Below are 26,026 nucleotides of genomic sequence, written 5' to 3'. Positions count from 1 at the left end.
CATACGAGCTAATGTTATCAATTTTGTAGTGAGTGATAGATAATATAAATAATGATTAATGACTAAAAAACACAAACCTATCAAGGAGAACATAATGACTGATTCTAAAAGAGATGATTTGAGAAAAAATATCGACAATCTAGAAAACCAGATGCATGACGCGGATCAGTTTCGCACGTTAGAAGAACAAGTGGCTGATATGAAGCGCCGCGGTATCGATCCTAGTGCAGCCTACAAAGATCTAGACAGAAAAGAAGAAGATGACGATTGGGGCGATGCCACTTGGAGAGAAAACGGTAAATGGGAGCCCAAAACTCCAAATGATCTCGATGATAAAGCTCGTGAGAATTGGGATGGCGACAATGGTGAACCTAATCCACCGCCTATCGTATAATTTTAAATTCTGACTTATTAAAACCAGTATAAAAAGAGCCACACTATTATTAATAGCGTGGCTTTTTCTTATCTTCGATTTATAAAATCGGCGTTTTAATCAATGCGTACTAAGCGCGTTACCCCATCACCGCCAACAACGCGGCGGTAGCGAACGGTATTCGCTGGCGCGGGTGATGAATATGAGGGCGCACTTGGCGCAATCGTCGTCTGCCGTTGAATCAACTGACCCATACGATCAGCTGGTGCTGGGGTTAGTGGACGTGCGCCTGCTGGTTGCCCATATTGATTAGTGTACTGCGTGCGGCTTGGCGCGGTGCTACCGACGATAGTACGATAGAATCTTTGCCCTGCGCGGCCATCAGCGGGGAAGATACCGCGGCTGGTCTGATACTGGACAATAGCGCTGCGAGTATTGTCCCCGATGATGCCATCAACGCCGCCAATATCATAACCTGCATCCAACAGTGCTTGCTGAATGTCTTTGGCTTGCTGACGGCTAATACCAGGGTCATTGGTCGGCCATGCCGTGACAAAGTCGGTTTTACTACTGTCTTCGCGTGTAATCAAATCAGATAAATGCGCGATAGCTAAAGCGTAGTTTTCTGAAGCATTATAAGAATAAAAAGTATCGAAGTTTTTGCCGACTAAGAACGCAGGGCCATCAATGCCTGCTGGTAATAGCAATCCTGCGCTATTTAAATCATAAGGCAAAGAGCCACCGTTGGCTAACGTCAAGCCTTGATTACGCCAGTGGCTTATAGATTTTTTGTTTTTGCGGTCTGATGCTGCCCAGTAGCCATCAGGGAGCTTGACCTCATAACCCCAAGGCTCGCCGCTACGATAACCGCGATTGTCCAAAAAGTTAGCAGTGGAGGCGAGAGCATCAGGCACACTATTGACCAAATCACGACGACCATCACCATCAAAATCCACTGCCAATTCCAAAAAGGTACTTGGCATAAACTGCGTCTGCCCAAATGCCCCAGCCCATGAGCCTGTCATATCACTTGGCGCAATATCACCGCGCTGTACGATCTTTAGCGCATTGGCATACTCGCCTTGAAAGTAGCTTTGACGACGATCAAAGCAAGACAAGGTGGCTAGAGATTCAAACAAAGGCTTTTTACCCAGAGTCTGCCCAAAGTTGGACTCTACGCCCCATACGCCTAAAACATGCTCAGGCTTAACGCCATAACGCGACTCGATTTGGCGCAGGGTGTCGCCCCATTGGCGTTTGGCACGGATACCGTCTTCGACGCGCTCTTTATCCACTAGCGCCGATAAATAATCCCAAACGTCTTTTTGAAATTCAGGCTGATAGTTCAGCGATTGAATCACGCTTGGATCTGGCTCATTTGGGCGGTAGTTATTAAAGGTGAAGCTATCGACTCCGCGAAACTTGCTAGAGTTTTTGAGTCCATCCAAGCACTGCTGAAACTCACTATTAGACAAATCAGGTGCAGGCGGACGAGCGGCCTGTGCGGTGCTAGTAAGGCTAAGACCAATAGCAGCGGTCAATAGAGAGAGGGTGGAGAGCTGAGTCAAACGCATGGAGATATCCTGTAAAGGTGAAAAACAGAGCATAAAATCAAAGATTGATTTAGAGTAACCAATATCGATAATAAAGAAAAGTACTAGCATGGCTTGGTTACGATAAGCTGACGTATGAGTGAGGTTAGGAGATAGTAGAGGTTTTATGTTTGATTAAAAAGTTAACGTCATTTACTGTCGCCTGAACAGCCGAAAAAGTCGCACTATCTATAGCGCTATTGCTATACTGTTTCATTCTTAATTTTAATACTGTCCTTTCACGAATCCTGTAGCCGCAACTATGAGTAATCCGATACATCCTACCAGTCAAACTCCTCAAGATATAACTCTTGCACAGCTCAAGCAGATAATGCCAGAAGCGTTCAGTGAAGGTCAGCTTGATATCCGTAAGCTCACCGCGCTGCTGTCTGAGCAAGATATCGCACCCGCGCAAGAGGCGTATGGGCTAAGCTGGGCGGGCAAGCACCAAGTGTATCGTGAGCTAAAAACGCCAACCAGTCAGACGCTAGTGCCCGCGCCTGATGAATCGGTCGATTTTGATACGTCGCAAAATCTATTTATAGAGGGCGATAATCTAGCGGTGCTGAAGATATTACAAAAGAGCTATCACAGCCGTATCAAGATGATATATATCGATCCGCCATACAATACGGGCAATGACCGCTTTGTCTATGCTGACGATTTTAGCGAGAGTATTGCGGACTATAAAGCGCGGGCAGGGCAAACCGATGAAGACGGTAATCTGACCCATAGCGATGGGATGCAAGCAAATCGAAAAGAAAACGGTCAGTATCATAGCAATTGGCTGAATATGATGTATCCAAGATTGGCGCTGGCAAAGAGCTTACTGCGTGATGATGGCGTTATCTTTGTATCGATAGATGATAATGAAGTAGCAAATTTGCGCTTGCTGATGGATGAGATATTTGGCGAGGAGAATTTTGTTGGTCAAATAATTTGGAAAAATGTCACCGATAATAACCCTACAAACATAGCTACAGAGCATGAATATATCGTTGTCTATTCGAGGAATAAAGCCGAGTTAGAAGGAGTTTGGAAAAGTAGTATTAGTGCTTCTAAAACTATTCTTCTTGAAAAAGAAAAAGAGCTTTTAGAAAGCTTTGAAGGAGACCAGCTTGAAGAAGAATATAGAAAGTGGTTTAAAGAGAACAAGAGTCAACTTGGTAATTTAGATAGATATAGATACATAGATGAAGGTGGTATTTATATAGGCAGTCAAAGTGTACATAACCCCGGTAAAGAAGGTTATCGTTATGATGTTATTCACCCAGTTACTGGTAAACCTTGTAAAGAACCTCTCATGGGATATCGTTTTCCACAAGAAACTATGGATAAACTGCTTCAATCGGACAAGATAATATTCGGAGAAGACGAAAATAAAATTATAGAATTAAAAGTGTATGTCAAAGATTTTTTAGAGAAACTTTCGAGTGTGGAAACTACAGATGGTAGAAGCGGAGCCTATGATATTAGAACGCTATTTGACGATGTAAAAGTTTTTAATAATCCAAAACCTATAAGTTTATTAGAAAAATATTTTAGCTTTATTTTAAAAGATAACGACATAATATTAGATTTTTTTGCAGGCTCAGCTTCAACTGCCCATGCAATTATGGCTCTAAATGCGGAAGCTATAAAAAACAGTGAGAACCACAAGTTTGGCAATCGTAAGTTTATTATGGTACAGATTCCAGAAGATATTGATCCAGAAAGTAAAGACTACAAAAGTGCTTATGAGTTTTGTGTCAATAATAATATGCCGCCCAATATCGCTGAGATATCAAAAGAGCGTATTCGCCGTGCTGCGGCTCATATCACCTCCGAGCTGCCTGAATCCGTCGATAGCAAGGCGCTTGATTTTGGGTTTAAGGCGTACAAACTTGCCGACAGTAACTTTATCCCGTGGCAACAGCCCGCCAGTTACGATGCCGACAGCCTGATGGCGCAGCTCGAGCAGCACCTTGATCCTATCGTGGACACTGCCACCACTGACGGTATCATCACCGAGCTGATGCTCAAAGAAGGCTATACTTTGACCGCCATTGTCAGCGAAGGTGACGGCTATTATCTGGTCACCCAAAACGATGCGCTACATTATAGTAATGATAATGCTGACAGTTCTGAGAGCGCAGGCATATCAATGAGCCTAGCGATAGTCCTAGACGATATGACCACTAGCAAAGCCACGCAAATTATCACCACCGCGCCGAATAAAACTTTGATTATGGATAGAGCCTTTAGCGATGACGCCAATAAGGCCAATATCGTCTTGCAGTTTGAGGATGCTGGGCTGGTAGTTGGGTGTGTTTAAAATATTTTTTTAAGAGATTGAGGATTCATTAGATGACAGTTAAATTATTTATTAGTTATGCTCATAAAGATGAAAATTTTAAAGAAAATTTAGAGGAGCATTTGTCCTCACTTAAACGGCAAGGTGTTATTGAAGCATGGAATGATAGAGATATAACTGCTGGCCAAAAGTGGGAAGATGAAATAGATAATAATATTTCAAATGCGGATCTCATTTTGCTATTAATCAGTGCAAGCTTTAATAACTCTGATTACTGTTCGAGTAAAGAAGTTCAGCAGGCTATCCAACAACACAACCAAGGTGATTCTGTTGTAATACCAGTAATTTTAAGACCTTGTGATTGGCATGATCTTCCTTTTTCAAAGTTTCAAGGTCTTCCTAAAGATGGAATGCCCATTGCTAAATGGGGAGATGAAGATGAAGCATGGTTGAATGTAATTGAGGGTTTGAAAAAGGCTATAAAAGACTTTAATAGTAAAAAAAAAGCAATTAAAGTCCTCGAGAGTGTTAAAGAAACGGCTTTGAATAAAAGTACAATCACATGGTTGGAAGATACGGAAGTACAGTTAAACCATAGGAAAGGAGATATAGTAAGACTTTCAGATATATATATACCACCTGACTTAGAAGAATATGAAAGTAAATCTGCCAATTTTATCAATAATGCAGACGCTTCGAAGTTTATTGATAGCGATAAGAATCTTGTAATTTTTGGTGATAGTCAGATGGGTAAGACGTCTCTACTAAAGTTCTACTATAAAAAACTTTTTTATGCTAAAAAGGTTATTTACATCGATTTAAGTTTAGATGTAAATGCTATTTCAGATTATAAGAAAACGCTACAGAGGGCTATTGAGCAACAGTATAACAATTTGATGTTTGATGACTTAAAAGGACAAAGGAATCTCATACTTATTGATAATTTCGATAAAACTAAATTAAACAAAAGGTCTGCTACTAACTTTATAAATTTTATAGAAGATTTAGGCTTAAGGATTATTATTACATCGAATGAAGAGTATGGCTGTATTATAGATGAATACTCTATATTTGATTCGTTCAAAAAGTTAAAAATTATGGGCTTAGGTAATAAGAAAAGGGACGATTTAATTACTAAATGGGTGAGTTTGGGACAAGAAACAACTATCAGTGAGAGTAACCTTTATCAGCAAGTTGATTATATTACTGATAATATTAATAAAGTGCTTAAGAAAAATGTCGTACCATCTCGACCTATTTATATAATAATGGTTCTTCAAATGTTTGAGGCTCAAACAAAAATGGATATTGAACTTACATCCTATGGGCATTGCTATCAGCAATTAATTTATAATTCATTAGAGAGTATAAAAATAAAACCAAAAGACTATGGTTTATACTTAAATATTCTAACTGAACTAGCTTGGTGGGCTTTTACTAAATCTAAATCTATAGCATTTACAGAAACTGATAATTTTTTCTCCAAATACAACAGTGATTATATTGCGGATTTCAACAGGGTAGAGGTTTTAGATAAATTAGTTAAGTGTGGAATTTTATCTAAGGATGTAAATGGATATAATTTTAGATATCCTTATTTGTTTTATTTTTTTGTAGCAAAAAAAATCGCTGATAATTGTAACGATAGTGAAGAATATGAGAATTATATAGATGAATTGATTAAGAAACTTCATAGGGAGGATTATGCAAATATTTTGATTTTTGTTACTCACCATAGTAGTAGTAAGATTGTTTTGAAAAAGATTGAAGGGTGCTTAAATAGTCAGTACTCAGGTCTTAAACAAGCTACTTTTGGTAAAGAAAATCTTAGTTTCATAAATAATTTTATAACTAGTATACCAAAACTAGTAATTGAACAGAGAGAGATTCAGTCGGAAAGAGATAAACATAACAAAAATTTAGATAGATTAGACGCCTTGGAAGACAACACTGAAATGGATGTAAACGATGAGATTCTTTCAGATATAAATCGAGTATTTAAGTCTATAGAAATTAGTGGCCAGATTATAAAAAGTCGACATTATAATCTCAAAAAAAATGAATTAAGCGATTTAGCTGTATTTAGTATAGATGCAGGATTAAGGTTTGCAAGTTATTTTTTAGATATATCTGAATCTGCTAAGGAGTCAGTTATAAATCTAATCGCGGAAAATATATCTAACGATCCTGAATCGAGTAACGAGGTAATTAGAAAGTATGCTGAAAAGTCATACCTTTTTCTAACCTACAGTGTGCTTAGTATGGTTATACAAAAAATTTCAAACTCTATCGGTGCTAAAGAAGTTAATGAGATATATGAACAAATATCTAAAGAAAAAGGCACTCCAGCATATAACCTAATAAAATTATCAATTGATTTGCACTTTGGCAAAAAAATAGATATTAACTTTATTAAAGATATGAGAAGTTCCTTTAAAGATAATGTAGTTTGTTTGAGATTGATGAAAGAGTTTTTAATTCATCATATTTATATGTTTCCGGTTGAATATCAAGTTAAACAGCAACTTTCAGACATCCTTGATATACCAATAGACAAACAGAGCAGATTAGAACAAGTTTCAAAAAATAAAAGTGCATTAAACTTTCAAGAATTTAAAAGGGTTGAATAACCACCATGATAACCCTCACCTTTGAACCAAACCTTGAACACCAAAGCCATGCTATCAATGCCGTGGTTGATATCTTTCGTGGGCAGCCCTCCATGCTCGATACAAATGCTGCGTTTGATAACTTTGCCTTAGCCCAGCCAATTGATGTTGCAGGAAGTAAGACCCTCATTAATCAGCAAATGATTAGCCAGCAAATCACCAGTCAAGCCATAGCCAATCAGCGCATTATTAGCGATGAGCAAGTGCTGGATAATATCCAAGCCGTGCAGCGTGAACATAATATCGAGCCGTCAACCGCACTTTATGATGATGATAAAAACCTTGCCCAATATGGACTGAACGCCTCGATTGAGATGGAGACGGGCACCGGCAAGACTTACGTCTATCTGCGTAGCATCTACGAGCTGTATCAGACTTATGGCATGCGTAAATTTGTGATTGTCGTACCGTCAGTAGCGATTCGTGAAGGCGTAATGAAATCTATCGAGATGACCAAAGCGCATTTTTCCGCCCTGTATGACAATACTCGCGTGGACGCGCGTATATACGATAGCAAAAACCTAAATAGGCTACGCGACTTTGCCACCAGTCATAACATCCAAATCTTAGTCATGAACATTGACGCCTTTGCCAAAGACGAAAACATCATCAACCAAGTCCGTGAACAAGGCGTTGCCCCAATTGAATATATCCAAGCGACCCATCCTATCGTCATCGTCGATGAACCGCAAAATATGGAGACCGCTAAGCGCTTGGACGCTATTGCCAGTTTGCAGCCGCTGATAACCTTGCGCTATTCAGCGACGCACAAGTACAGCCGTCATCTGCTTTATAGCCTAAATCCGGTCAAAGCCTATGATGCAGGTCTGGTCAAGCAAATCGAAGTCGATTCCGTCATGAGCGATGATGCCTTTAATGAGGCTTATATCGAACTGCTCGACATCACCGCTAAAAAGACCAAAATCACCGCCAAGGTGAGCATCTATGCCAACGTCAAAGGCGTGGTCAAAAAGAAAACCATCAGCATCAGCGACAATGATGATTTGTATAAAAAGACCGAGCGTGAAATATATGCCAATGGCTATATCGTCAGCGGCATTAACGCTGTGGAGGGCTACATTGAGTTTGATAATGGCGTGACCATTAATAAAGGTCAGCAAACTGGCGGTATGACCGATAGCGTCATGCGTTATCAAATTGAGCGCACTATTGAGGCGCATCTGGATAAGCAGCGTAAGCTCTTGCCGCAAGGGATTAAAGTATTGTCCTTGCTGTTTATTGACCGTGTCGATAACTATCTTATTAATAATGAGCGGGTTAACCAAACAGACGGCTATACGCGCTCAGGTAAATTTGCCCAGTGGTTTGAAGAGATATATCAGACGTTATTAGATAAGCCTAAATATCGTGATTTAAAGCAGCAATTAGCAACGCATTATCAGGCTGGGGTCAGCGATATTCATAACGGTTATTTTTCTGTCGATAAAAAGGGACGCGCCAAAGACACCTCTGGCACCACCAAAGGCGACGATGATACTTATAGCTTGATTATGAAAGATAAAGAAAAGCTGCTGAATCTAAATAATCCGCTGCAGTTTATCTTTAGCCATTCGGCATTGCGTGAAGGCTGGGACAATCCCAATGTATTCCAGATATGTACCCTCAACGAGACCAAATCCACCCTAAAAAAACGTCAAGAAATTGGTCGTGGTCTACGTCTATGTGTCGGTGCAGATGGTCATCGGGTTTATGATAAGCAGATTAATATTCTGACTGTTGTCGCCAATGAAAGCTATGATGACTTTGCTAAGAGTTTGCAAAATGAGATTGCAGAGGACTGCGGTGTGAGCTTCGCAGGGCGGGTAAAAAATCAAGCGCACAAGCAAGCGGTTAAGTATCGTAAAGGCTTTATGCTCGATGACAATTTCAAAGCCATTTGGGATAAGATTAAACAAAAGACTCAATATCAAGTCTGCTTTGATACTGATGAATTAATCACTACCGTTATCGAATTGATAGCCGATATGGAAGAGATAGTCGCGCCACAAATTGCAGCCAATAAAGTACGCTTGACCATGAGTAATGACGGCGTGGAGAGTCGCTTATTAGCCGTCAATAGCCAACGTCAGCATTATGCTACGGATAATAGCGATAACAGTGGCAACGCTGATACTGATAACGATATTAATCAATCGACCATTAATCAATCGTCTGTCAATCAGCGCGTATGGCAACTGCCTGACATTTTGGCTTATCTGGCACGTCATACTAAATTAACCCGCGTAACCTTGATGGAGATACTGCGCCAAAGCGGGCGTATCGATGAGATGCTGATCAATCCGCAAGTCTTTCTAGAGCGCTTGGTAGCGATTATTAAACAAGCCCAGACTGACCTCATGGTAAAAGGCATTGAGTATCAAAAAAACGGTCAAGTTTATGCCCAGCGATTATTAGAGAAGCTAGAGGCTCAGCCAACGGACGTCTATGCCAGCGATTATCATTTCGATGTTACCAATACAGATAAGACGATTTTTGACAACCTAATACCGCTGGACTCAAATACTGAGCATCAATTTGCAAACGATTGTGAGAGTATGGAGAGCGTGCGCTTTTATTTTAAACTGCCTAATTGGTTTAAGATTAATACGCCGCTTGGCAGCTATAATCCTGATTGGGCGGTTATTAAAGAGGACAATGAGGAAGTGAGTCAGCTGTACTTCGTTGCCGAAACCAAGAATACAGGCGGCAAAAGTGCAACAGGACACGCGGTAGATATCGCTAAACTGCCGCTACCGCAACAACAAAAGATTCGCTGCGGTAAGGCGCATTTCAAAGCATTAGATAATGAGCTGAGTTTTAAGGTGGTGGAGAGGGTGGCGCAGTTGTGAGGTTTATAAAACCCCCTCCAACTCCTTAACGAAGTCACGAATACGATCGGCATTTTTACCCAAGTCACTGCCACCTATACGTGATTTACTACGGATATCGAGCAGACGCTCATCACCTTGGTCTGTGACGCGTACGATAACATCATCTTGAAAGCCGAACCAAACCGTCGTGTCTGTGGCTTCAACGATACCTGTACTCGTATCCGTATTGACCAAATCCCAGCCCAAATTATTTACTGCTTGTTCGCTAGCTTCTATCAATTCATTCTGCGATTGTGAGTAAGTAAGGGTTTGAATATCAGGGTACGCGTCGCGCTGTTGCTCGGCGCTCTCGCTACCCGCGTATTCAACAGGGTTTGGTGCGTCAGCACGTAGCGGGGCGATAGCGACAAACTGCGGCGGATTGATCATATCAGTTGAGATGTCGTGAATGGGAGGAACGCTTTTGGCGGTGCTAAGCATACCAAGGGGGATGATGATGGCAATCAAAGACAGAGTGACCGCTAGCAGGACACTAGAGATAGTCAGCGTCTCTCGCTTAAACAAAGCTTGAATAGTCAGCATAATCAGCGCGATACCACCTGCTAGCATGCTAAAAGTAAAGCCTGCAAAAGCGCTCCCTAAATCGACAATGCCAAACTTGTACAGGGGGCCTGGAAGTAGCACTAATAAAAAAGCAATCACGCTTATGAGACTGACGATAATTTTCATAAGGCTTCTCTTTGATTGATTCGTGGATCGCTTAACAGCCAAACGTGTTCAGTGACGCTAAGAGAGGCATTAGCATTTAGCGTCGAAGCATTATTTTCAAGCTCTGTGATGTGATAATCATTACTATAATACTGCTGTACTTGCTCACGGCTGACAGAAAATGGCGGGCCGTCTTTTTGGTTTTGATCATAAGAAAGGGTAATCAATAGTTGCGTCGCGTTAGCACTCATCTGACGGATCTGCTCGCTATATTTTGGTCGCATATCAGCTGGCATAGCGATTAGCGCGGCTCTGTCATAGACCGCATTAATATGACCGATATCATCAGCCGTTAAGGCAAAGATATCAGCGACCCATAAAGTAATCATTTGATTTGCAAGCTTCCCTTGATAATATTTAATAGCGGAATTATCTGCATGCTGATGTACAGTTGGCGAGATATTCTGCTCAGCGAAGAAGGCTTGCACCGCGGATTCGACCAGCTCAATACCGACGACTTCATAACCTTGCTGCGCCAGCCAAGTCATATCCAACGATTTACCGCTTAAAGGTACTAATATTCGGCTACCTTTTTTCAGTTTTAGGGCCGTAAAATATTTAAGCAACAACGGATTGACCTCAGACTTATGAAAGCCAATACGACCCTGACCCCAACGCGCTTGCCAAAATTCTGCATTCATACCGTTTTTCCTAATCCTAAATCCTTCATCAGCGATTATCATACCGCTAAACGCAACAAAAAAGCCAAGCGTATTAACCCTTGGCTTTATCAATCATTAACAGTTTTAAGCGTTTATGCGACCATGTATTGACTAAACTCTTTGCGTAATTTGGCAAGCTTGGGCGGAATCGAGAAGTTACAATACGCCTGATTAGGATTTCTATTGAAGAAATCTTGATGCTCATCTTCAGCGGCGTAGAACTCAACAGCAGGATGTACTTCGGTGACGATGCCCAGACCCATGTCACGCAATTTGTTGATCGTGCGATCAACAGTAGGCTTTTGATCTTCGTCCGTATAGAACACCGCACTACGATATTGGCTACCGACATCGTTGCCTTGGCGATCCATTGTAGTAGGATCATGAGTGGCAAAAAACACATCAAGGATCACTTCTAACGGTACGACAGACTCATCATACTCTACTTTGATGACTTCAATATGACCACTATTGCCGCCGCAAACCGCGCGATAATTGGCCGTAGCCGCATCCCCGCCCATATAACCTGAGACGACAGACTGCACGCCTTTTACCGATAAAAATACGGATTCGGTGCACCAAAAACAGCCACCGCCTAATACGATCGTTTGCATAATTTTTCCTTTTATTATTAATGTGCGCTAGGGTCTTTATATGGTTGCAAATGTTTGATTTTTCAATACTTCATTGCCCAAGCAATACCCATTTAGCTTAGCAGGCGTGCCAAACGTAATAAGTAACAAACAGTAATGTTATAATGAGCTTTTACTACCTCTACTGTCTGCAATGCGTACCAAGCAACGATACTGTCATAACGAGCCGTCTTATGAGCCAAGCCAAGCCTACTAGCAAACACGATACGATCTTTGATAAACCCTTTACCACGCCGCTGGATAAAGCGGCGCGCTTCTCCTTTGATGAGCAAGTCGTCGCCTGCTTCCCCGATATGATTCGCCGCAGCGTCCCAGGTTACGGTCAAGTGCTCGCTATGCTACCGATATTCGCCCGTCGTCATTGCAAATATCGTCAGCAAAACGATAACGGGCAAAGAGTTAGCCGCATCTATGATTTGGGCTGCTCACTTGGTGGGGCAACAATGACGCTGGCAGGTGAATTTGCGCCACATGACTTGCAAATCAAAGCGGTTGATATCTCTCCAGCGATGACGACAGAGGCCAAAACTTTGCTAAGTGATAATTATCCTGAGCATGACATTGAAGTGATTACCGCTGATATTCGCGATATCGAGCTTGAGCCTTGCGATATGGTCATTTTAAACCTCACATTACAGTTCTTACCCGCAGCGGATAGGGTAGTGGTATTAGAAAATATTTATAATGCGCTAGAGGAGGGTGGCATACTGGTGCTGACCGAAAAGACCCATGCGCTTGATGAGCAGTATGATGCATGGCTGGTCGAGCGTTATTATGATTTTAAACGCGCTAATGGCTATAGCGAGATGGAGATTAGCGGCAAACGTAATGCGTTAGAAAATGTCCTTATTACCGATACCTTAGATGAGCATCATCAGCGCCTACATCACGTCGGTTTTAAGCGCCATCTGACTTGGTTTCAGTTTTTAAATTTTTTGTCTATTGTGGCGTTTAAGTAGTGTTTGAATGTCTTGAATGATTTGGGGGAGCTAATCTCGCTTTTCGCTATTATCTGCTAGCTGGTATGAGGCGAGAGGCTAAGGTTTGGCGCGTCTCTTGCTCCGCGAGCCGCCCCAAACCTGGCCCTCGCAACTCATCCAACACAGCAGGATAACCGCTACAATCGAGGCTAGCGTTGACATCGTTTTTTTTGCGACTATTTAGCGTGGTTTGGGTTATTTTTTTTGTAGGCTGCTTTCGAATCACCTATTAAAGAGATATGTACTTTATCGGTGCGTGGAACGCACCCTACGGAAACTACAATTTTGGATAATACTTTATGACAACACCGACACGAGATGCAAGCCATCGAACCAATAAAGGTTTTGTTAAAGGAACATCAGTCAGAGTAGAGGGGCCAAATAGATTTAGCTACAAACCGATACAAGATATCGAGGTGGGTGATAAGGTGCTATCAGCACCTGAAAATGGCATCGGGGAGCCTGTTTTCAAACGAGTGACCAAGACCTTTAAGTTTGAAAACAAAGAGATATGGTACGTTGGATATATCGATATCACTAGACCCGCTCTAACAGATATAGATGATATTCATTATGCAATGTTACCAAACCATGTTGGCGTCACGCCAAACCACCCCTTTATGGTCGTGGGTAAAGGATATCATACTGATCGAGATCGTTCACTTATTGGACCGCCAAAGGATTTAGTGTTACTTGATACACCTGAATGGAGACGTGCAGACCAGCTCACATTTGGAGACGTATTATTGAACCCAAAAAAAGGTACTTATTATGCAGTAGTCGCCGCTAAACCTTTATACCAGTATGGGAGTGGTCATGGCGATAATATGGCATGGATGCACGCCACACCTTACTATGTCCATGACTATGAGGATATGGAGGAAAGTCTAGATAAAGGCACGTTGTTTGATATGGATGATGTTGATAAGTATTCTGGTGCTTTCCAGTTTACGCGCATTGCCTGTGATAACTTTAATGTCATGACTCACGATGACGGTACAAAGTCTTATATTCCTTATACTACCACAGTATATAACCTTGAAGTTGAGGACTATCACACCTACTGTGTTGGTGGTGTTGATCAAATTATGGTTCACAATACCAACTGTGGCGGTGATAATCTTGAAAATTTCTTACTTGAATATATTGCGCCTAAGCATATGCTTAGTTTGTAGGGTGCGCCCCGCGCACCAGAAAAAGTCAAAAAGTTATATTACAGTTTTAGTTTTGCAAGGAAAATACTTTAAATAAAGTTTTTTACTGTAGGAATTCTATAAAATTAATTTACTTATTACACAAATGACCCTACGCTAGGCTACTTACAAATATACTTCTGATTTTGAAATCTCATTCTTAAATGGTGCGCGGGGCGCACCCTACGTCAAGCTTTGCTAATGAACGGTTTTTACCCAATCCTTAAAAATAAATAATCCATGCCCCGCAGATTTCACGACTCTTAAAGAACGCTAAGCTCAAGGCCACTCTTTTTGTCTTTATTGTTCCTCTTATAACGCTTATCTATCTAATCATAACTTAACGAAAATTGAAATTTTTATGACCAATCAAACCATTGCTAATGCCGAACGCGAACTATATCTAACCTTGCTAGCACTGGCGCAGCAGCAGCCGAGCGCTTATGAGTGGCTCAAGCACTTACCAACGTGGCTAGGTGATATAAAAGACAAAAGCCGCTACGCACACGCGCCAGCGTATCAAGCGGCCGTGGCGCGTTTGCCAGAGTTAACCGTCAATAGTGTCGATTTGGGTAGCGATACGTTAAAGATTGAGGCGAATCTTAGTGACTCTCAGCGCAAACAAACAACGGCACTACTCAAGCAGCTGATGCCGTGGCGTAAAGGGCCTTTTCAAATTGGGGGTCAAATTGGCGATGATGAGTCAGGTATCAAGATAGATACCGAGTGGCATAGTGATTGGAAATGGCAGCGAGTAGCGCCGCATTTGAGTGCGCTGAAAAATAGACGTATCTTAGATGTGGGCGGCGGCTCGGGTTATCACGGTTGGCGTATGGCAGGGGCGGGCGCGGATACGGTGATTATTGTTGATCCGTCGTGCCTGTTTTATCATCAGTTTATGGCGATACGGCACTTTGTAGGCGTAGCGGATAACTATCGTACCCATTATATTCCTGTGCCATTAGAAGCTTTGCCTGAGCACAGCCAATTGTTCGATACCGTATTTAGTATGGGCGTGCTGTATCATCGCCAGTCCCCTTTTGAGCATTTGCAGCAGCTTAAAGGGCAGCTAATTAAAGGTGGCGAGCTGGTACTTGAAACGCTAGTGATTGACGGTGATGCCAATACGGTATTGGTGCCGCATGAGCGTTATGCGCAAATGAATAACGTGTATTTTTTGCCCTCGGTTGAAGCACTTATTGGCTGGCTTAAAAAGGTCGGATTTCGTGAGGTGCGCTGTGTCGATGTCGATGTGACGACCACTGAGGAACAGCGAGCAACGGAGTGGATGACCTATCAATCACTGGCAGACTTTTTAGATCCTAATAATCATAGCAAAACCATTGAAGGCTATCCCGCACCGAAGCGTGCGACCCTCATTGCCAAAAAATAATACTAATAAGCTATGCCCAATCACAAATCACAGACTCTCTTATAATTGTGCTGACTGCTCATTGCTCAGTTGCAAGGACGCCCTATGGCAAGCTTACTAAAGACTTTGAAGAATGACTGGTCGCTGTCCGCTTCGGTCGCAGGCTTCTTAGCCGTGCTTATCGCTTATGCTGGGCCGCTAGTGATATTTTTTCAGGCGGCTCAAGCTGCACAAGTGTCCGATGCGATGATGGCGTCTTGGATTTGGGGTATCTCCATCGGCGCGGTGATACCGGGTATTTATCTATCGATTACATACAAAACGCCTATCGTTGCCGGCTGGTCAGCACCCGGTACAGCGCTACTGGTGACTTTGTTCCCGCAAATGAGTATCAACGAGGCAGTCGCGGCTTATATCATCTGCGCTATCGTAGTGTTCTTAGTTGGGATCACAGGGTCATTCGATAAGCTATTGCGCTTGATTCCTAATGGTATCGCAGCTGGCATGATGGCAGGTATCTTGTTTCAGTTTGGGCTAGATTTGTTTGTGGCGACGGATACTATGCCCGTCATTGTCTTTAGTATGCTGGCGTGTTATTTGTTTGCTAAGCGCTACACGCCGCGCTATACCATGATTTGGGTGTTATCCTGCGGCGTCGTCTTAAGCCTGCTGTTTGGCAAAATGAATCCTGTCGATATCGATTTGGCAATTACAATACCGACCTTTATCGCCCCTGAGTGGACATGGCGCTCGGTATTTAATTTGGCCATTCCGCTGATTCTGGTCAGCCTAAGCGGTCAGTTCTTGCCAGGCATGGCGATCTTGAGATTAAGTGGCTATGAGATACCAGCAAAGCCTATTGTCAGCAGCTTTGGTATTGCCTCATTAGCAGTCGCCTGCGTTGGCGGTATCACTGTGACCTTGGGCGCTATTACCGCCGCTTTGGGCACGGGCAAGGACGCCCATGAAGACAAGGGCAAGCGCTATATCGCAGGTATCGCTAATAGCTTGTTTTATTTACTCGGTGGGCTGTTTGCGGGCAGTATCGTCGCGGTATTTAGCTTATTGCCCAAAGAGCTTATCGCAGCGCTGGCGGGCCTTGCGCTCATTGGTGCCATCTCTGCCAATATCCATATCGCTATGAGGGATGAGGCGCAAAGGGATTCGGCGTTGATTACTTTTATGGCGACCGCCTCTGGCATGCAGTTCTTAGGATTAAGCTCAGTATTTTGGGGCGTGGTTATCGGTATGATTGCACATTATGTACTGACCAAAAAACGCCTGCTGCCTATGTTTGTAAAGCCATAAACCAATAAAAATAAAACTGATTTCGACCAGTAGCTGTAATAAGATAACAATGAATGCTCTTAAAAGTGAGTCTATGATGAGTCAGCTATCAAAACGATTCGTTGTACAAAATCAGCTTGTCAAAGCGCTTAGTGCTAGTGTATTAGGCTTAATGCTGAATAACGCGTACGGGGCTTACGGCGATCCTTTTGAGGGCAGTGGTTTTGTCAGCGGTGACTGGCATGTGGTCTGCGACAATACCTTGACTTGCAGCGCGGCGGGGTATACGCAGGAAACTGCCGAATGGCGCGGCAGTATTATGATGACTGTAGCGGCAGGCGAGAAAATACCCAACACACAGGTAGTATTAAACTACTGGGAGTCATCAAATGAAATCATCGCTCAAATTGAGGGACAAAACCACCCTATTGAGTTATGGCTCGATGATCAATACTTCGGTAAGGTGGACTTAAATACTGACGAGATGGGCCGGGGCAGATTGACGACCGCTCAAACTAAGCAGCTTATTGATAAGGCTCGTAAGCATACAAAAATAGTATTTAAGAGGGGTGAGTATCAATGGCAAATATCAGATAAAGGCATGAGCGCAGTATTATTGAAGTTGGATGAAACCCAAGGAAGAGTCGGGAAGCCGATCGCTTTGGTGAGTAAACAGCACTCCAAACAGCAGATACCAAAAAAGGCTATAGCCAAACCTGTGATCAAAAAAGCGTTTGCTTATTCAGATAAAGATAACCAGCCGATCTCTACCTCAAGGCTAACCTACCTACAAAACAATATTAGCAAATGGGTCGATATTGATGCCGAGTCACTAATGGGCTCAGAGCAGGTTATGGGTGATTGCGAGCTTGTCAATCCAAAAACGCAAGTCTATCAAAGCAGACAAGAATATAGCTCAAGCCTGCTTGGCTGGGAGTTTGTACCCGTGGATGATAGCCATACGTTAGCGGTTCATAGTTGCTGGACTGGCGCTTATAATTTTGGTGCAGGGTATTGGCTGATTGATCATCGTAAGCCTAGCAATCCTAAGCTTATTACGACCGCAGGCAGCGACTACTATGGTGGTAAAATAATTGCTGCGCACAAAGGGCGAGGTTTGGGCGATTGTTGGTCGATGACGAATTGGCTTTGGGACGGCAAAACGTTTGCCAAAACCCGTGAGATGACTACAGGTCTGTGCCGACTCATAGAAGCAGGCGGCGCATGGCAGATGCCGACTTATGTCAGTGAAGTCATTAAACCTAACCAATAAACCATTTATCAAAAGCAACTTCTAATAATAATTTGAGTAAAAAGCCTACAAACCCTGCACCTAAAGCCAAGAAAATCCAAAAGGTGCCTGCGCGTCCTGCATCCGACTTTTTGGAGATATCCCACATAATAAAGAACAAAAATGCGATAAAGATCGGTAGTAAAACGTAAAGTCCCCAACTGGTGACGGTGCTAGCAGCGATAGCAAACATAGTTATATCCTATATCAGGCAAAATTATCAAAACGCATTATAGCGTGTAACCTTACTGATATGCGTCTAACCGTGCTTTGATACAATACAAACGCGACAAACTATACGACTAATGGGTCATCTACAGAGGTGTTTTATTCGATGCAAAGTAGCGACGCCTTTTGTAGTTGCCAGCCTGAACCAAGAAATAAAATGTGACGCTATTTTTTGTATTAAAGATGCAATCGATCCTAAAGGTTGTTATATTTACCAGTTATCCATATTTCGCGCCCTTTTTGCGCCTTTTATTTATTTGAGTTACTAGTCCTATGTCACAAGCCCAAATCGACACCTTAGCCCAATTGTTTGATACTGCTGCGCAAACGCTAAAAGATCAAGGCATCTTGCCTGCTGATTGGCAAAACAATAGCCAAATTACTCGTACTAAAGACACCGCTCATGGCGACTTTGCCAGTAATGTTGCCTTAAGTGCGGCAAAAGCGGCTAAAAAAAACCCGCGCGAATTGGCGCAAAGCATCGTCGATGCATTGCCTGATAATCAAGACATTCGCCAAGTAGATATCGCAGGGCCTGGTTTTATCAATGTGTTTTTAAATAGCGATGCTAAATTTGCCGTATTAAACGACATCTTCGATAAAGGCGCACGCTTTGGTCTTAGCGATCAGTTTGAGGGTCAAAAGGTGCAAGTAGAGTTTGTCTCTGCCAATCCAACCTCGAGTCTGCATGTTGGTCATGGGCGTGGGGCGGCATTTGGTATGAGCGTTGCCAACCTGCTAGAGGCCGTCGGTTATGACGTCACGCGCGAGTATTATGTCAATGACGCGGGTCGTCAAATGGACATCTTGGCAACCAGTACTTATTTGCGTTACTTACAAGCCAATAATGAAACGGTTGTATTTCCATCGAACGCTTATGTGGGTGATTATGTCCGCGATATTGCAGAGACGATAAAAGCAGAACAGGGTGATAAATACGTGCAGCGCTTTGCCGATATCGTCATAGGCGTGCCCGCAGACGCGCATTATCAAACCAACGCGGCAGGTGAGCAGGAATTGATATCTGGTGATAAAGAGGCGCATATCGATGGTTTGATTGCTAATAGCAAAGCATTGCTTGGTGATGACTATGCGCTGTTTTTGGATGCGGCTCTAAATGGTATTTTGGCGGATATCAAAGATGATCTCAACGACTTTGGCGTGCGCTATGAGTGTTGGTTCCATGAGCGCTCTATCGATGCTGATATCGAGCCTGTGCTACAAATCTTAGAGGATAAAGGCTATCTATATGAGAAAGACGGCAATATCTGGTTTAAATCCACAGACTTTGGCGATGAAAAAGATCGGGTAGTACGCCGCGCTAATGGTCAAACCACTTATTTTGCCTCAGATATTGCGTATCACAAAAATAAATTCGATCGCGGCTTTGATAAAGTCATTAACGTCTGGGGCGCTGACCACCACGGTTACATTCCGCGCGTGAGAGCGGCGCTACTCGCCTTAGGAATCGATGCCAATCGCCTTGATGTAGTACTAGTGCAGTTCGTTGCCCTATGGCGCGGCGATGAAAAAGTGCCCATGTCATCGCGTAAGGGCGAGTTTGTGACCTTGCGTGAGCTGCGAGGCGAGGTCGGTAATGATGCGGCGCGTTTTTATTATGTGGCGCGCAAACCTGAGGTGCATGTGGACTTTGATTTAGAGCTTGCTAAGTCGCAAAGTAAAGACAACCAGGTCTACTATATTCAATATGCTCATGCGCGTATTTATCGCGTGCTCCAAAAGCTAGAAGATAATGGTCTAAGCGTAGATGATACTATCGGCGTACAGCAGCAGCATCTGCTGACCTCTCCTAGCGAAGAGGAGTTGATTAAACTGCTTGGGGCTTATCCGGCAACGCTACTACGCGCAGCAACGGGTTATGAGCCGCACATACTTACCAATTACCTCAAAGAGTTGGCAGCGCTGTTTCATGGCTGGTATGACCGTGATCGTATCCTGCCATTGAGCCTGACATCAGGGGCAACGCCAAATCAGGAGGAGCTTGATATGATGCAAGCGCGCCTGCATCTATCCAAAGCGGTCAGGCAGGTACTGGCTAATGGCTTGGGTCTGCTTGGACTATCAGCACCGACTAGCATGTAGCCCTGCTATAGACCCAAATCCATGAATAATTCAGCAAGTGCGCTTGTACTTGTTGATATAATGCCCTGATGTTAAAGGCTCTTTGTTAGAAAATCGCTCAGGAGAAAGATCCATGCTCGCCAAAAAACCAAGAGGCGCCACCCAAAAGCGCAAATCAAGTAGCGTATCAGGCTTATTGTGGATGCTCGTTGGCGCAATACTAACGCTGATGATCGGGGTGTTTTTGTACTTATCGCCTTTGTTTGATTTTAGTCCCGCAGGTAGCGGCGCAGAATCCGATCCTGATCGGCAGGTACAGCCGCGTGTGGATACCGATACCGACAATAGCGACTATGAGTTCTATGACATCTTGCCCAATCAAGAGATGGCGACTATACCAGACGAGGACTTGGGAGAGTTTGACGATCAGATTGGCAGTATCAACGACTTTGAGCCAGACGTCGTAGTCAACCAGACTGAGGATACCTCAAGTCCTACGGATACGGGCAATTTTGGTATCGCTGAGAGTACAACGATAGAGCCTGCTCGCGGCAATAGCAATGCTGCTAATAGCGACAATGATATCGTTATCGTTGAAGAAAATACGACTTACGATGGGTCGCCTCCTGCTAATAATACGACCTCTAATAGAGCAACTGAGACAGGGACGGCAAGTGTACAAAGAGCGGCCCCTGCAGCTACTTATATTTTGCAGATCAATAGCTTTGGTAATGCGGACGAGGCCGATCGCCGCCGCGCGCAGGTGTTGATGGCAGGCGTGGATGCTAGAGTGGTCAAAAATACTACAGGTAACGGCTTGCCTATCTATCAAGTCATCTCACGACCTATGAATAACAGACAAGCGGTCGCAAGCGCTCAGCAGCGCCTACAAAATAACGGTATTGACTCTATCATCGTCGAGCAGCGCCGCTGAACTACAGCAGTTCTTTTAAAAGCGTCAATAGGGCGCTTTTTTTAGCTTCTTTTTTTGACTTATTTCTTTCTTAAGAGTATGAGTATAACTATGACGTCATCACCTTTAGCTGCGCCTCCTAGCGCTATCAAAGCTTTTTTTCAAAAGTACTTTATCGATGCTTTTACCGGTATGGCGCTTGGGCTATTTGTGACCCTTATAGCAGGATTGATTATCTCGCAGATCGGTGGCTGGCTTAACTTACCCTCGCTAGTGGCTGTCGGCAAATTGGCCTCTATTTTAATGGGTGCAGGTATTGGTGTTGGAATCGCTTACTATCTTAAAGCACCGACACTGGTTATGCTGAGCTGCCTAGTCGCTGGTATGCTAGGCGCGCATTCTGAAGCGCTAATGGCAGGGACTTTATTTACCCCGCAAGTTGGCGGGCCTGCTACTTTTATCGCCCTGCCTGGCAATCCAATAGGCGCTTATCTGGCTTCCGTCTTCGCTTACCGCGGCGGCACTTGGATTGCAGGCAAGACCAAGCTAGATATTTTATTAGTGCCGTTATTGGTATGCGCAGTTGCCCTCGCGGTCTGTGCGCTACTTAATCCGCCTGTTGTCGCAGCGGTCAATGCTATTGGGCAGGGCATTCAAGCGGCGACAGAGCTGCAGCCACTACTGATGGGAATTGTGATAGCAGTCGTCGTCGGTATCTTACTGACACTGCCGACATCTAGTGCAGCGATTTGTATTGCCATTGGACTGGGCGGTTTAGCAGGCGGGGCGGCGGTCGTTGGCTGCGCGGCACATATGATTGGCTTTGCGGTCGCCAGCTTTAAGGACAATGGGTTTAGCGGTGTTATCTCACAAGGTTTGGGTACGAGTATGCTACAGATCCCTAATGTCCTCAAAAAGCCTTTAATCTTATTGCCTGCCGTTATCGCTAGCGCTATCGTTGGCCCTATCGCAACGGTCGTCTTTGAGCTGGCTTGTACAGCGACAGGGGCGGGTATGGGTACAGCTGGATTGGTCGGCGTGTTTGGGGTAATTGAAGCCTCAAAAGAAATTATGAGCACAAGTCAGATGTGGACGGCTATTATCCTATTGATGTTTGTGTTGCCTGCTGTTATCGCAGGACTCGTCGCTTATGGAATGCGCCGTATGGGCTGGCTGGTTGCTGGTGATATGAAACTGCCTTAATTGTATAAGTCTAGAAGCACTCAAAAATAAAACCCCAGCCATATCTAATGGCTGGGGTTTTCGTATAAAAATTCATACCTAAAAGGTTTTTATCCAAAAAATTTAAGCTTGGTGCGTTTTGGCAGGTCTTTTACCTTTTAATCTACGCGATAATTTATTGACATCATTTAACACTTGACTATAACGCGCAGGGAATACCCGTTGTAGCGCGTCTATCACTTTGGCATCGTTACCGATTAAGCAGCGCGGCTGATTGGTTGCCGCTGCCTGCAAAATAATCCAAGCCGCTTGGCTGGCATCAAACTTTAAAAATTTATTGAACTTTTTGATAGCATCATTGCTAAGACCGATATCAATAATACTGTCGTTACCGCGCGCACTATTAGCAATATTGGTCTTGATACCACCTGGATGAATACAAGTCGCTGACACGCCGCTTTGCTGAATATCTAACTCTTGACGCAAGCTCTCAGTAAAACCGCGCACCGCAAATTTGCTGGCGTTATAAGCAGATTGTGAAGGCTGCGCAGTTAAGCCAAACAGGCTTGAGATGTTAATAATATGACCATGCTCTTTGAATTGTCGTGAGCTTTTGTTTTGATTATTAGCTTTGCTACTACTGTCAATCGCGCTAGCTTTGACGCTGTTTTTTATCAAAGGTAAAAACGCCTTAGTACCATAGACGACGCCCCAAAAGTTGATATCCATGACCCACTCAAGCTCACTAATACTACTGCCTTCAACCGTTGAGTACAGTGCTACTCCTGCATTGTTAAAGATAAAATTTACCTTACCATGATCGCTCATGACCTCATCCGCCCAAGCTTCAACCGCCTTGTTATCTGAGACATCCAGCATCGTAGTCGTGACTTTTATATCATAACCAACCAGTAGATCCTTGGTTTGCGCCAGTTGCTCGGCATTGATGTCTGATAATGCTAGATGACAGCCCATCTGCGCTAAATGAAGCGCCAGCTCGCGACCCATACCGGAGCCGGCTCCTGTGATAGCAGCGACATGATCGCGGTAATAAGAGTCAATATCTTGATCTTGATGGGACGAAAAGGGCAGTTGCTGACGCAGCGAGCTTGCCACAGCGGTAACGTTATTAAGCATGATGAACAATCCTTTGTGTAATAACCTTTGTGTGATAAATGACAATCGTATACGACTTTAATAAATAATAGAACAAAAGTGGTGATTGTAGATTAGCATAGTTTACGATTAGGGCTGACAAGGATTGATAAACGCCACTGTCATTTTATAAATGTCATTATGCCAAGTAAAACAAAAACAGCGCGCCATAAAAAAGCGCCTAGCTAGTGCTAAGCGCTTGTTAATACTAATAACGACATCTACAAGTATAATAACCAGTTAAGCAATTTTAGGTATTTTACCTTCGTTAATCACTTCTTCATCTACCATAACCGTCTTGGCATTTTTCATCGATGGCAGCTCATACATAGTCTCAAGCAGAGCATTCTCAACGATAGAGCGCAGACCACGAGCACCTGTTTTACGCTCCATGGCTTTTTTGGCGATAGCGTCAAGCGCTTCATTGGTAAAGCTAATGTCAGCGCCTTCCATATCGAATAGATACTTATACTGCTTAACTAGAGCGTTCTTAGGCTCAGTTAAGATCTGTACCAGTGCTTCTTCATCCAGCTCTTTTAGCGCCGCGAGTACCGGCAGACGACCAATCAATTCTGGAATTAGACCAAACTTAATCAGATCCTCAGGCTCAACTTGTTGTAGCAAATCTGAGCTGCGCGCGCTGTCATCTTTTGAGCTGACATCGGCGTTAAAACCGATACCGCCTTTTTCAGTACGCTGCTGAATGACTTTATCGAGACCGGCAAACGCGCCACCAACGATGATAAGGATATTGCTAGTATCGACTTGGATCAGCTCTTGCTGTGGATGCTTACGACCACCGTGTGGCGGGATAGCAGCAACCGTACCTTCGATAAGTTTAAGCAGGGCTTGTTGTACGCCCTCACCTGACACATCACGGGTGATAGACGGGTTATCGCCTTTTTTACTGATCTTGTCGATCTCATCGATATAGATGATACCTTGTTCGGCTTTACCTACGTCATAGTCTGAGGCTTGTAATAACTTTTGTACGATGTTTTCAACATCTTCACCAACATAACCGGCTTCGGTCAATGTCGTGGCATCTGCCATCGCAAAGGGCACATCAAGCAGACGAGCCAAGGTTTGCGCGAGCAATGTCTTACCAGAGCCTGTTGGACCGATCAGTAAGATATTACTCTTAGCCAACTCGACCATCGCATCATCAGCGCCGATCTTAGCTTTTTTACTATCGCGTGCTAAAGTTTGGCTCACTTTAAGACGCTTATAGTGATTATAAACTGCTACAGATAGCGCTTTTTTGGCAGCGTCTTGTCCGATAACGTATTCATCGAGCTTGGCGCGTAGCTCTTTTGGCGTCGGTAATTTTTTATTGACCCACGAGGTATCAATCTCGCTATCATCGTCAGTATCGACATCACTATCGGCGATCAGGTCGGTGCACAGCTCAATACATTCATTACAGATATTGGCATCGTCAGCGGCAATCAGCTGCTTGACATCACTTTTGGCTTTACCGCAAAACGAGCAGTGCGGGGTTTTGTCATCTGCCATATACAGGCGCTCCTAAAATTTAGTCTTGTATTGCGTAACTAGGCTTTTGATAAGTAAAAAAAGCGTCAGTCTTTATAATGAGTCAGGGCGGCGCTCTAATACTTCGTCAACCAAACCGTACTCTTTGGCTTCTTTTGCGTCTAACCAGTAATCACGCTCGACGTCTTTTTCGATTTTCTCGACCGGTTGACCGGTACGCTCTGCCAAAATCTGGTTGAGACGGTCGCGAGTTTTTAGGATTTCACGCGCATTAATCTCGATATCAGTCGCCTGACCTTGCGCGCCGCCTGAGGGCTGGTGAATCATAACGCGAGAGTTAGCTAGCGCATAACGCTTGCCGCGTTCGCCCGCCGCGAGTAAGAATGAACCCATGCTATAAGCGCCGCCCATACAGATGGTCGACACCTCAGGCTTAATAAAGTTCATAGTATCAAAGATAGCAAGGCCTGCACTTACCGAACCGCCTGGCGAGTTAATATACAGATGGATATCTTTGTCAGGGTTTTCAGCTTCTAAGAATAAAAGCTGCGCCACGATTAGGTTGGCCATGTGATCTTCAACTTGACCGGTCAAAAAGATAACACGCTCACGCAATAGACGTGAGAAGATATCAAACGAGCGTTCGCCGCGCGCTGATTGCTCAACGACCATAGGGACGAGGGCGGCTTGAGGGCTGCTTTGGATGTGCTTCGCTTCGTTGTGAGCACTCATCAGCATATCAAAATGGGGGTTGGCAGTGATGCGATCATAATCTGTCATAAAAGATCCTATTTATAAGTCTAAAAACATGAGCACTACGATGAATGAAAGTATCATAACTTTTTTATATTCATAATAGTGGAGTAATCCTGTGAAAAAGTAAAATGGTTCCCTATTAATAGGGCGCGTATGCTCAGTTATCAAGGGCACAGACGACAAGATCGTTAATAAAAATGCCCTAACAGCAAGTGTCAGGGCATTTTTATTACTTCGAGCATTTATAACAAA

General features: G+C 43.6%; 20 protein-coding genes. 12 read left to right on the top strand and 8 right to left on the bottom strand.

The features are described 5' to 3' along the window. Positions 1-94: 94 nt before the first annotated feature. Positions 95-394, top strand: a complete 300-nt coding sequence (locus tag ACR64J_RS11220; protein ID WP_435949750.1) for a hypothetical protein — start codon at positions 95-97, stop codon at positions 392-394. A 95-nt stretch (positions 395-489) separates the two neighbouring features. Here the strand turns inward: ACR64J_RS11220 and ACR64J_RS11215 are convergent, their stop codons facing one another. After that, on the bottom strand, positions 490-1,947 hold the full coding sequence (locus ACR64J_RS11215; RefSeq protein ID WP_435949749.1) for a lytic murein transglycosylase: 1,458 nt from the start codon (positions 1,945-1,947) through the stop codon (positions 490-492). A gap of 280 nt (positions 1,948-2,227) precedes the next feature. Between ACR64J_RS11215 and ACR64J_RS11210 the strand changes: the two genes are divergently transcribed. The 3 genes from ACR64J_RS11210 to ACR64J_RS11200 are packed head-to-tail and all read left to right on the top strand — an operon-like array spanning position 2,228 to position 9,776. Next, complete coding sequence (locus ACR64J_RS11210; RefSeq protein WP_435949748.1) at positions 2,228-4,279, top strand: site-specific DNA-methyltransferase; 2,052 nt, start codon at positions 2,228-2,230, stop codon at positions 4,277-4,279. 32 nt (positions 4,280-4,311) lie between these two features. Continuing rightward, complete coding sequence (locus ACR64J_RS11205; RefSeq protein ID WP_435949747.1) at positions 4,312-6,888, top strand: TIR domain-containing protein; 2,577 nt, start codon at positions 4,312-4,314, stop codon at positions 6,886-6,888. A 5-nt stretch (positions 6,889-6,893) separates the two neighbouring features. Further along, positions 6,894-9,776 carry a DEAD/DEAH box helicase family protein gene (locus ACR64J_RS11200; RefSeq protein WP_435949746.1) on the top strand — a complete coding sequence of 961 codons (2,883 nt, stop codon included), beginning with the start codon at positions 6,894-6,896 and terminating at the stop codon, positions 9,774-9,776. 3 nt (positions 9,777-9,779) lie between these two features. Here the strand turns inward: ACR64J_RS11200 and ACR64J_RS11195 are convergent, their stop codons facing one another. From ACR64J_RS11195 to msrA, 3 genes are all read right to left on the bottom strand, one after another. Beyond that, positions 9,780-10,487 carry a DUF1499 domain-containing protein gene (locus ACR64J_RS11195; protein WP_435949745.1) on the bottom strand — a complete coding sequence of 236 codons (708 nt, stop codon included), beginning with the start codon at positions 10,485-10,487 and terminating at the stop codon, positions 9,780-9,782. After that, positions 10,484-11,167: a thiopurine S-methyltransferase gene (tmpT, locus tag ACR64J_RS11190; protein WP_435949744.1), complete on the bottom strand. Its 684-nt coding sequence runs from the start codon at positions 11,165-11,167 to the stop codon at positions 10,484-10,486. The genes ACR64J_RS11195 and tmpT overlap by 4 nt, the downstream gene beginning before the upstream one ends. Positions 11,168-11,280: 113 nt before the next feature. After that, on the bottom strand, positions 11,281-11,802 hold the full coding sequence (gene msrA, locus ACR64J_RS11185; protein ID WP_435949743.1) for a peptide-methionine (S)-S-oxide reductase MsrA: 522 nt from the start codon (positions 11,800-11,802) through the stop codon (positions 11,281-11,283). Between the two features lie 212 nt (positions 11,803-12,014). Between msrA and cmoA the strand changes: the two genes are divergently transcribed. The 5 genes from cmoA to ACR64J_RS11160 all read left to right on the top strand — a co-directional run bounded on the left by cmoA (position 12,015) and on the right by ACR64J_RS11160 (position 17,946). Continuing rightward, positions 12,015-12,800 carry a carboxy-S-adenosyl-L-methionine synthase CmoA gene (gene cmoA, locus ACR64J_RS11180; protein ID WP_435949742.1) on the top strand — a complete coding sequence of 262 codons (786 nt, stop codon included), beginning with the start codon at positions 12,015-12,017 and terminating at the stop codon, positions 12,798-12,800. 320 nt (positions 12,801-13,120) lie between these two features. Further along, complete coding sequence (locus tag ACR64J_RS11175) at positions 13,121-13,996, top strand: hypothetical protein (RefSeq protein ID WP_435949741.1); 876 nt, start codon at positions 13,121-13,123, stop codon at positions 13,994-13,996. Between the two features lie 379 nt (positions 13,997-14,375). Continuing rightward, positions 14,376-15,407, top strand: coding sequence for a tRNA 5-methoxyuridine(34)/uridine 5-oxyacetic acid(34) synthase CmoB (gene cmoB, locus ACR64J_RS11170; RefSeq protein WP_435949740.1), 1,032 nt, complete (start codon positions 14,376-14,378; stop codon positions 15,405-15,407). Positions 15,408-15,491: 84 nt separating this feature from the next. Then, positions 15,492-16,694: a benzoate/H(+) symporter BenE gene (gene benE / locus ACR64J_RS11165; RefSeq protein WP_435949739.1), complete on the top strand. Its 1,203-nt coding sequence runs from the start codon at positions 15,492-15,494 to the stop codon at positions 16,692-16,694. Positions 16,695-16,743: 49 nt separating this feature from the next. Further along, on the top strand, positions 16,744-17,946 hold the full coding sequence (locus ACR64J_RS11160) for a DUF1176 domain-containing protein (protein WP_435949738.1): 1,203 nt from the start codon (positions 16,744-16,746) through the stop codon (positions 17,944-17,946). Here the strand turns inward: ACR64J_RS11160 and ACR64J_RS11155 are convergent. Next, positions 17,936-18,157, bottom strand: coding sequence for a DUF2788 domain-containing protein (locus ACR64J_RS11155; RefSeq protein WP_435949737.1), 222 nt, complete (start codon positions 18,155-18,157; stop codon positions 17,936-17,938). The two genes, ACR64J_RS11160 and ACR64J_RS11155, sit on opposite strands and share 11 nt — an antisense overlap. A gap of 308 nt (positions 18,158-18,465) precedes the next feature. Here ACR64J_RS11155 and argS point away from each other — a divergent pair, with 308 nt between their 5' ends. From argS to ACR64J_RS11140, 3 genes are all read left to right on the top strand, one after another. After that, complete coding sequence (gene argS, locus ACR64J_RS11150) at positions 18,466-20,295, top strand: arginine--tRNA ligase (RefSeq protein ID WP_435949736.1); 1,830 nt, start codon at positions 18,466-18,468, stop codon at positions 20,293-20,295. 112 nt (positions 20,296-20,407) lie between these two features. Then, on the top strand, positions 20,408-21,208 hold the full coding sequence (locus tag ACR64J_RS11145) for an SPOR domain-containing protein (protein WP_317200535.1): 801 nt from the start codon (positions 20,408-20,410) through the stop codon (positions 21,206-21,208). 90 nt (positions 21,209-21,298) lie between these two features. Next, positions 21,299-22,390: a PTS transporter subunit IIC gene (locus tag ACR64J_RS11140; protein WP_435949735.1), complete on the top strand. Its 1,092-nt coding sequence runs from the start codon at positions 21,299-21,301 to the stop codon at positions 22,388-22,390. A gap of 102 nt (positions 22,391-22,492) precedes the next feature. Here ACR64J_RS11140 and ACR64J_RS11135 read toward each other — a convergent pair whose 3' ends face one another. The 3 genes from ACR64J_RS11135 to clpP all read right to left on the bottom strand — a co-directional run bounded on the left by ACR64J_RS11135 (position 22,493) and on the right by clpP (position 25,798). Beyond that, positions 22,493-23,377: an SDR family NAD(P)-dependent oxidoreductase gene (locus ACR64J_RS11135; RefSeq protein ID WP_435951070.1), complete on the bottom strand. Its 885-nt coding sequence runs from the start codon at positions 23,375-23,377 to the stop codon at positions 22,493-22,495. Between the two features lie 387 nt (positions 23,378-23,764). Beyond that, on the bottom strand, positions 23,765-25,039 hold the full coding sequence (gene clpX / locus ACR64J_RS11130) for an ATP-dependent protease ATP-binding subunit ClpX (RefSeq protein WP_435949734.1): 1,275 nt from the start codon (positions 25,037-25,039) through the stop codon (positions 23,765-23,767). 72 nt (positions 25,040-25,111) lie between these two features. After that, a complete protein-coding gene (gene clpP, locus ACR64J_RS11125) occupies positions 25,112-25,798 on the bottom strand; it encodes an ATP-dependent Clp endopeptidase proteolytic subunit ClpP (protein ID WP_435949733.1) in 687 nt (228 codons plus the stop codon). Positions 25,799-26,026 lie beyond the last annotated feature (228 nt).

Origin of the sequence: Psychrobacter sp. DM8, from assembly GCF_051307025.1 — a bacterium.
Lineage (GTDB): Bacteria > Pseudomonadota > Gammaproteobacteria > Pseudomonadales > Moraxellaceae > Psychrobacter.
Note: the sequence above shows the minus strand (reverse complement) of the source record. Positions and strands in the feature narration are given on the sequence as shown.

Bases quoted from the DNA above. Each gene is read 5' to 3' on its own strand.
- tmpT (WP_435949744.1), bottom strand. From the start codon at position 11,167: ATGAATGCAGAATTTTGGCAAGCGCGTTGGGGTCAGGGTCGTATTGGC.
- cmoB (WP_435949740.1), top strand. From the start codon at position 14,376: ATGACCAATCAAACCATTGCTAATGCCGAACGCGAACTATATCTAACC.
- clpX (WP_435949734.1), bottom strand. From the start codon at position 25,039: ATGGCAGATGACAAAACCCCGCACTGCTCGTTTTGCGGTAAAGCCAAA.
- ACR64J_RS11145 (WP_317200535.1), top strand. From the start codon at position 20,408: ATGCTCGCCAAAAAACCAAGAGGCGCCACCCAAAAGCGCAAATCAAGT.
- cmoA (WP_435949742.1), top strand. From the start codon at position 12,015: ATGAGCCAAGCCAAGCCTACTAGCAAACACGATACGATCTTTGATAAA.
- ACR64J_RS11160 (WP_435949738.1), top strand. From the start codon at position 16,744: ATGAATGCTCTTAAAAGTGAGTCTATGATGAGTCAGCTATCAAAACGA.
- clpP (WP_435949733.1), bottom strand. From the start codon at position 25,798: ATGACAGATTATGATCGCATCACTGCCAACCCCCATTTTGATATGCTG.
- ACR64J_RS11195 (WP_435949745.1), bottom strand. From the start codon at position 10,487: ATGAAAATTATCGTCAGTCTCATAAGCGTGATTGCTTTTTTATTAGTG.
- ACR64J_RS11155 (WP_435949737.1), bottom strand. From the start codon at position 18,157: ATGTTTGCTATCGCTGCTAGCACCGTCACCAGTTGGGGACTTTACGTT.
- ACR64J_RS11220 (WP_435949750.1), top strand. From the start codon at position 95: ATGACTGATTCTAAAAGAGATGATTTGAGAAAAAATATCGACAATCTA.
- msrA (WP_435949743.1), bottom strand. From the start codon at position 11,802: ATGCAAACGATCGTATTAGGCGGTGGCTGTTTTTGGTGCACCGAATCC.
- ACR64J_RS11135 (WP_435951070.1), bottom strand. From the start codon at position 23,377: ATGGGTCGCGAGCTGGCGCTTCATTTAGCGCAGATGGGCTGTCATCTA.
- ACR64J_RS11200 (WP_435949746.1), top strand. From the start codon at position 6,894: ATGATAACCCTCACCTTTGAACCAAACCTTGAACACCAAAGCCATGCT.
- ACR64J_RS11215 (WP_435949749.1), bottom strand. From the start codon at position 1,947: ATGCGTTTGACTCAGCTCTCCACCCTCTCTCTATTGACCGCTGCTATT.
- ACR64J_RS11140 (WP_435949735.1), top strand. From the start codon at position 21,299: ATGACGTCATCACCTTTAGCTGCGCCTCCTAGCGCTATCAAAGCTTTT.
- argS (WP_435949736.1), top strand. From the start codon at position 18,466: ATGTCACAAGCCCAAATCGACACCTTAGCCCAATTGTTTGATACTGCT.
- ACR64J_RS11210 (WP_435949748.1), top strand. From the start codon at position 2,228: ATGAGTAATCCGATACATCCTACCAGTCAAACTCCTCAAGATATAACT.
- benE (WP_435949739.1), top strand. From the start codon at position 15,492: ATGGCAAGCTTACTAAAGACTTTGAAGAATGACTGGTCGCTGTCCGCT.
- ACR64J_RS11175 (WP_435949741.1), top strand. From the start codon at position 13,121: ATGACAACACCGACACGAGATGCAAGCCATCGAACCAATAAAGGTTTT.
- ACR64J_RS11205 (WP_435949747.1), top strand. From the start codon at position 4,312: ATGACAGTTAAATTATTTATTAGTTATGCTCATAAAGATGAAAATTTT.